Annotated in this window: 1 pseudogene; it reads left to right on the forward strand. The window is 72.4% G+C overall.

Annotated elements, in window-relative coordinates:
• Window positions 1-6: 6 nt before the first annotated feature.
• Window positions 7-8138: pseudogene (locus tag ACZ4D5_RS43365) on the forward strand (amino acid adenylation domain-containing protein); the annotation flags it as partial.

Here is an 8138-nt window from a genome sequence, read left to right on the forward strand (position 1 = left end):
GTGGCCAACAGTCGGGTGTATGTGCTGGATGAGGCGTTGCGTCCGGTGCCGGTGGGTGTGGCGGGTGAGCTGTATTTGGCGGGTGCGCAGTTGGCGCGGGGCTATCTGAACCGTTCGGGTCTGACGGCGGAGCGGTTCGTCGCTGATCCGTTCGCGGGTGCGGGGGAGCGGATGTATCGCTCGGGGGACCTGGCGCGGTGGTGTGCCGATGGCACGGTGGAGTTTTTGGGGCGGGCGGACTTCCAGGTGAAGGTTCGTGGGTTCCGTGTGGAGTTGGGTGAGGTCGAGGCGGTCATCGCCGCGCATCCCGCTGTCGCGCAGGTTGCGGTGGTGGCTCGTGAGGACCAGCCCGGCGGCAAGCGCCTGGTCGCCTACGTCGTGCCCCGCGATGGCGAAGAGGCAGACGGAACCGAGATCCGGAGCTACCTGAGCGGCCGTCTGCCGGAGTTCATGGTCCCGGCCGCGGTCGTGGTGCTGGACGTGCTGCCGTTGACGGCGAACGGAAAGCTCGACCGACGCGCCCTGCCCGCCCCCGACTACGCCGCGGCCTCGGCTTTCCGTGCGCCGCGCACCGAGCGCGAGCACGCGCTCTGCGCGATCTTCGCCGAGGTGCTGGGCGTGGAGCGGGTCGGGATCGACGACAGCTTCTTCGACCTGGGCGGCCACTCTCTGCTCGCCACTCGCCTGATCAGCCGCATCCGTACCCGCCTCGGCGTCGAGCTGCCGCTGCGCGCTCTCTTCGAGGGGCCCAGTGTGGCCCAGCTCGGCGAGCGGATCGCGGCCGACGGTACGGCCGCGCGTGCGGCGCTGGTCCGCGCCGATCGCCCCGCCGAGGTGCCGCTGTCGTTCGCCCAGCGGCGCCTCTGGTTCCTCAACCGCTTCGAGGGCTCGGCCACTTCGACGTACAACCTGCCCATCACGCTGCGCCTGACCGGCACCCTGGACCGGGACGCGCTCGCCGCGGCCCTGCGGGACGTGGTGGAGCGCCACGAGAGCCTGCGCACGGTCTTCCCCGAAGGCCCCGACGGCACCCCGTACCAGCGCATCCTCGACACCGACCAGGCCGCCGTGGCACTGGACGCGGTCCGGACGACCCCCGACGAACTGCCCGCGCGCGTGGCCGAGGCCGCGGGCTGCGGATTCGCGCTGACCGACGAACTGCCCATACGGGCGTGGCTCTTCACCCTCGACGACACCACGCATGTACTGATGGTGGTGCTGCACCACATCGCGGGTGACGGCTGGTCGATGGCGCCGCTGGCGCGGGACGTGACGCAGGCGTACGAGGCAAGGGTCGGCGGTCATGCCCCGCAGTGGCAGCAGCCGGCGGTGCAGTACGCCGACTACGCGCTGTGGCAGCGGGAGCTGCTGGGCGACGAGAACGACCCCGACAGCCTTCTGAGCCGCCAACTCGCCTACTGGACCGCACAACTAGCCGATCTTCCGGAGCAGTTGGCGCTCCCCACGGACCGCCAGCGCCCCGCCGTCGCCTCCTACCGTGGCGACAGCCTGACCTTCGCGCTGGACGCGGAGCTGCACAAGGGCCTCGCGGAGCTGGCGCGTGCGTCGGGCGCCAGTGTGTTCATGGTGGTGCGGGCGGCGTTCGCGGCGCTGCTGTCGCGGCTCGGCGCGGGGACGGACATCCCGATCGGCTCGCCGATGGCCGGGCGTACCGATGAGGCGCTCGACGACCTGGTCGGGTTCTTCGTGAACACGTTGGTGCTGCGCACCGACCTGTCCGGTGACCCCACCTTCCGCGAACTGGTGGAACGCGTCCGCGAGACGGACCTGGCGGCACACGCACACCAGGACGTGCCCTTCGAGCACCTGGTGGAGGTGCTCAACCCGGCCCGGTCGATGGCGTCGCACCCGCTGTTCCAGGTGATGCTCGCCTTCCAGAACGTCGAGCAGCCACGGCTCCGGCTCCCCGGCCTCACCGTGGCCGCCGAATCGGCCGCGGCTCCGGCCGCCCGCTTCGACCTCTGCGTCTACCTCGACGAGCTGCACACGGACACCGGTGCCGAAGGAGGTCTCGCCGGCGTCCTGGAATTCGCCACCGACCTGTACGACCGGGGCACGGCCGAGGAACTGGTGGCCCGCTTCGAGCGTGTCCTGCGCGGTGTGGTCCGTGACCCGGACCGGCCCGTCACGGCGCTCGACGTGCTGGCCCCCGAGGAACGTCGGCGGATCGTCGAGCAGTGGAACAGCACCGACACCCCGGTCCGGCAGGCCCCGCTGCCCGTGCTGTTCGAGGAGCAGGTGGCGCGCACCCCGCACGCGACGGCCGTGGTCCACGGGGACGTCGAACTCACCTACGCGGAACTCGACGCCCGTGCCAACCGGTTGGCGCGCCTGCTCGTCGAGCGGGGCGCGGGGCCGGAGCGGCTCGTCGCCCTCGCCCTGCCCCGCTCCATCGACCAGGTCGTTGCGGTGTACGCCACCGTGAAGGCAGGGGCGGCCTACCTTCCCGTCGACCCCGAGTACCCGGCCGACCGGATCGCGTACATGCTCGACGACGCCCGCCCCGTGTGCGTCCTCACCTCGGCCGACACCGTGGACCTGCTTCCGGGCACGCTGCCCGCCGTCGTCCTCGACGCCCCCGGCTTCGAGGAGTCGCTCGCCCGCTACCCGGACACCGGCCTGGGCGACGCCGACCGGACCGCGCCGCTGACCCTGTCCCATCCCGCGTACGTGATCTACACCTCCGGATCCACCGGCCGCCCCAAGGGCGTGCTGATCCCGCACGACGCCATCGTGAACCGGCTCGCGTGGATGCAGGCCAAGCACCCGCAGGGGGCCGGTGACCGCATCCTGCAGAAGACACCGACCGGCTTCGACGTCTCCGTATGGGAGTTCTTCTGGGCCCTTCAGGTCGGTGCGACCCTCGTGGTCGCCGACCCCGGCGGGCACCGCGACCCCGCCTACCTCGTCGAGGTCATCCGCGCCCAGCGGGTCACGACGCTGCAGTTCGTGCCGTCGATGCTCGCCGTGTTCCTGGCGGAGCCGACCGCCTCCACGTGTACGACGCTGCACACGGTGATCCTCGGCGGCGAGGCCACCTCCCTGGAGCTCGCCGAGAAGTTCCGCGACACCCTGGACTCGGGGCTCTTCAATCTGTACGGGCCCACGGAGGCGTCCATCGACGTCACCCGATGGGTGGTCCGCCACGAGCCCGGCGCCCCGAGCGTGCCGATCGGCGCCCCCGTGTGGAACACCCGCGCCTATGTGCTGGACGACCGGCTGCGTCCGGTCCCGGCCGGTGTGCCCGGCGAACTCTACGTATCGGGAGTGCAGTTGGCCCGCGGCTACGTGGGCAGGCCCGACCTCACCGCGGACCGGTTCGTGGCGAACCCGTACGGCCCCGCGGGGCAGCGCATGTACCGCACCGGGGACCTGGTGCGGTGGCGGTCCGACGGGAACATCGAGTTCCTCGGCCGTACCGACTTCCAGGTGAAGATCCGCGGATTCCGTGTGGAGCTCGGCGAGGTCGAATCGGCTGTCGCCGCGCACCCGTCCGTCGGGCAGGCCGTGGTCACGGTCCTCTCCGGTGAGGGCCGCGACGCCCGCCTCGTCGCCTATGTCGTGCCGGCGGCCGGCTCCACCGTCGAGCCGGGTGAGCTGCGGCGGTTCGTGGGCGCCCGCCTGCCGGAGTTCATGGTGCCCGCCGCCGTCGTCGTCCTGTCCGCGCTGCCCGTGACGGTGAACGGCAAGCTCGACCGCAAGGCGCTGCCCGTACCCGACTTCTCCGCCCCGGCCCGGGGCAGGGCGCCGCGCACAGCGCAGGAGGAGGTGCTGTGCGGGCTGTTCGCCGAGGTCCTCGACCTGGACCGGGTCGGCCCCGAGGACAGCTTCTTCAACCTGGGCGGGCACTCGCTGCTCGCCACCCGCCTGGTGAGCCGGGTCCGTACGGTGCTCGGCGTGGAGCTGCCGCTGCGCGCCCTGTTCGAGGCGCCGAGCGTGGCGCAACTGGCCCAGCGCGTCGCCGACGCCGATGGCGCACGCGCCGTCCTGACCCGCTCCTCGTCCCGACCGGCGGACGTCCCCCTGTCCTTCGCCCAACGGCGCCTGTGGTTCCTCAACCGCCTCGAAGGCGCGACGGCCGCCACGTACAACATGCCCATCGCGCTCCGCCTGACCGGCACCCTGGACCGCGACGCCCTCGCGGCGGCCCTGCGGGACGTGGTCGCCCGGCACGAGAGCCTGCGCACGGTCTTCCCCGAGGGCGCGGACGGCACCCCCCGGCAACGGATCGTCGACACCGCAGCCGCCCGCGTGGAGCTCCCGCTGACCCGCCTCACGGAGACGGCCCTGCCCGCCGCGCTGGCCCGGGAGACGGACCGCGGATTCGACGTGACCCGCGAACTTCCGCTGCGGGCACAGCTGTTCATGCTCGACGACACCACGCACGTCCTGATGGTGGTCCTGCACCACATCGCGGGCGACGGCTGGTCGATGGCGCCGCTGGCGCGGGACGTGGCGGCGGCGTACGCGGCGCGGGCCGAAGGCCGGGCCCCGGAGTGGGAACCGCTCCCCGTGCAGTACGCGGACTACGCGCTGTGGCAACGGGAACTGCTCGGCGACGGTGCCGACGCGGAGAGCCTGCTGGGTCGCCAACTCACGTACTGGAAGCAGCAACTCGCCGAGCTGCCGGAGCAGTTGGAGCTGCCCGTCGACCGGCCCCGCCCCGCCGTGTCCACCCACCGGGGCGGACACGTGGGCATCCGCCTCGACGCACGGCTCCACCAGGACCTCACCGACCTCGCGCGCGAAACGGGCGCGAGCGTCTTCATGGTCGTGCGCGCGGCGCTCGCGGCGCTCCTCTCCCGGCTCGGCGCGGGGACGGACATCCCGATCGGCTCCCCCGTGGCAGGGCGCACGGACGAGGCGCTGGACGATCTGGTCGGGTTCTTCGTCAATACGCTGGTGCTGCGCACCGACCTGTCCGGTGATCCCACCTTCCGTGAACTGGTCGAGCGCGTCAGGGAATCCGACCTGCGGGCCTTCGCGCACCAGGACGTGCCGTTCGAGCACCTCGTGGACGTACTGAATCCCGTCCGCTCCATGTCGCGGCACCCCCTGTTCCAGGTGATGCTGGCCTTCCAGAACACCAGCCCGCCCCGCCTGGAGCTCCCCGGCCTCGTACTCGCCGGCGAACCGGCAGAGCTGGAAGCCGTCAAGTTCGACCTTTCCGTCAACCTCGACGAGGCCTTCGACGCCGACCGCAGGCCCGACGGCATCACCGGCGAACTCACCTACGCCACCGACCTGTTCGACCGGAGCACCGCTGAGGCGATGGCGCGCCGGTTCGAACGGCTGCTGAGGGAGCTCGTCGCGCACCCGGAGCGCCCGGTGGCCGCGGCGGAGCTGCTGTCGCCGCGGGAGCGGCGCCTCGTCCTGGACGAGTGGGGCCCGGGGGCGGACGGCGCATCGTCGGCCGGTACCACGGTGCTCGACCTGTTCGCTGAGCAGGCGCGGCGGGTGCCGGACGCGGTGGCGGTGGAGTGCGGCGACGACACGCTGTCGTACGCGGAGCTGGACGCGCGGGCCGAGGGCCTGGCGCGGCTCCTCACGGCGCGGGGCGCCGGAGCCGAGCGCACGGTGGCAGTGGCGCTGCCCCGCTCGATCGAGTTCGTGGTGGCGATGCTGGCCGTGTGGAAGGCGGGCGCCGTCCTCCTGCCCGTCGACGAGGAGTACCCGGCGGAACGGGTCGCTCTGATGTGCCGGGACATGCGGCCCGTCTGCGCCGTCACCACCGCCCGTACCACGGCGGCCCTGCCGGACGACCTGGCACGGGTCCCCGTGGACGGGCGGGCGGACGACACGGCGGACGCGGGCGGCACCGGCGCCGCCCCCCTCCCGGAACATGCGGCATACGTCGTGTACACCTCCGGCTCGACGGGGCTCCCGAAGGGCGTGGTCGTCGAACACCGCTCACTGGTCGGCTACCTGACGTGGGCGCGGGCATCCCACCCGGAGGCCTCGGACGTGGTGGCGTGGCAGTCTCCGGTCACCTTCGACATGACGATGGCATCCGTGTTGCTGCCCCTGGTGTCGGGCGGCCGCGCCCGTGCCGTCGACCTGCTGCGGATGCCGAAGGCCCCGGGCGCCGAGCGGGACCGGCACGCCCCGTCGTTCATGAAGGCGACACCGAGCCACGTCCCGCTGCTCCTCGCCCTGCCGGAACAGGTTTCGCCCACCGGAGAGCTGGTGCTGGGCGGCGAGGCCCTGGCGGGCGCGGACGTGACGGAGTGGCGGCGACGCCACCCGAGGGCGGTGGTCGTCAATGCCTACGGGCCGACCGAAACGACCGTGAACGTCACCGAACACAGGGTGCGGCCGGGCGAAGCGCTGCACTCCGGCGGGGTCCCGGTCGGGCGCCCGCAGGGCGAGAACCGCGTGTTCGTGCTGGACGGTGGTCTGCGCCCGGTGCCGGTGGGCGTGGCCGGCGAACTGTATGTGGCAGGTGTGCAGGTGGCCCGCGGGTACGCGGGGCGGCCCGACGTGACGGCGGAGCGGTTCGTGGCCTGCCCGTTCGGGGCCGGCGGCGAGCGGATGTACCGCACAGGCGACCTCGTGAAGTGGCGGGCGGACGGCACCCTCGACTACGTGGGGCGTGCGGACGCGCAGGTCCAGTTGCGCGGATTCCGCATCGAACCCGGTGAGATCGAAGCAGCCCTCACGGAAGACCCCGGCATCGACCGCGCCACGGTCCTCATGCGCGAGGACCAGCCGGGAGACAAGCGCCTGGTCGCCTACGCCGTCCCGGCACCCGGCACGGCACTGGATACGGACGCGGCCCTGAAGTCGCTCGGCGGCCGGCTCCCCGAGCACATGGTGCCGACCGCGATCGTTCCCCTCACCGAACTCCCCCTGACCGCCCACGGAAAGCTCGACCCACGGGCCCTGCCCGCCCCCGAGCTCAACGGCTCCCCGGGCGGAGCGCGCCGCGCTCCCCGGGACGGGCGTGAGGAGGTGCTCTGCGCGGTCTTCGCCGAGGTGCTGGGTGTGGAGCGGGTCGGCATCGACGACAACTTCTTCGACCTGGGCGGCCATTCCCTGCTCGCCACCCGCCTGGTGAGCCGCGCCCGGACGGTGCTCGGCATCGAGATCCCGCTGCGCGCCCTGTTCGAGGCGCCGTCGGTGGCCGGGCTCGCGGAGTGGCTGGCGGAGGCCGGCGACGCCCGCGCGCCGCTGGTGCCGATGGACCGCCCGGCCGAGGTACCGCTGTCCTTCGCCCAGCGCAGGATGTGGTTCCTCAACCGCTTCGAAGGCGCGACGGCCGCCACCTACAACATGCCCGTCGCCCTGCGGCTCACCGGAACCCTGGACCGGGACGCGCTGCGGGCAGCGCTGCGGGACATCGTCGTCCGGCACGAGTCGTTGCGCACGGTCTTCCCCGAGGGCGCGGACGGGGTGCCGTTCCAGGAGATCCGTGAGATCCACGAGATATCCGACGGAGCAGGGCCCTGGCCCACGCTCGACGTCACCGCGACGACGGAGGAGAAGCTCCCGGAGCTGGTGATCGAGCAGGTCGAGCGCGGCTTCGACCTGACGGTCGACGTACCGCTGCGCGCCCGGCTCTTCGCGCCGGCAGAAGACGTGCACGTCCTGGTGGTGGTGCTGCACCACATCGCGGGTGACGGCTGGTCGATGGTGCCGCTGGCGCGGGACGTGGCGGCCGCGTACGAGGCCCGGGCCGACGGCCGCGCTCCCCAGTGGGAGCCGCTGCCGGTGCAGTACGCCGACTACGCACTGTGGCAGCGGGACCTGCTCGGAGACGAGTCCGACCCCGAGAGCCTGCTGGGCCGCCAACTCGCGTACTGGAAGCAACAACTGGCCGACCTGCCCGACCAGTTGGAGCTGCCCACCGACCGCCCCCGCCCGGCGGTGGCGACCTTCCGCGGCGAGCAGGTGGCCTTCGAGGTGGACGCGGAGGTCCACGCGGGCCTGGCCGAGCTGGCGCGTGCGTCGGGTGCGAGTGTGTTCATGGTGGTGCGGGCGGCGTTCGCCGCGCTGTTGTCGCGGATGGGCGCAGGGACGGATATCCCGATCGGTACGCCGATTGCCGGGCGTACGGATGAGGCGCTCGACGACCTGGTTGGTTTCTTCGTGAACACGTTGGTGTTGCGTACGGATGT

Source organism: Streptomyces sp. NPDC025651 (genome assembly GCF_055558735.1).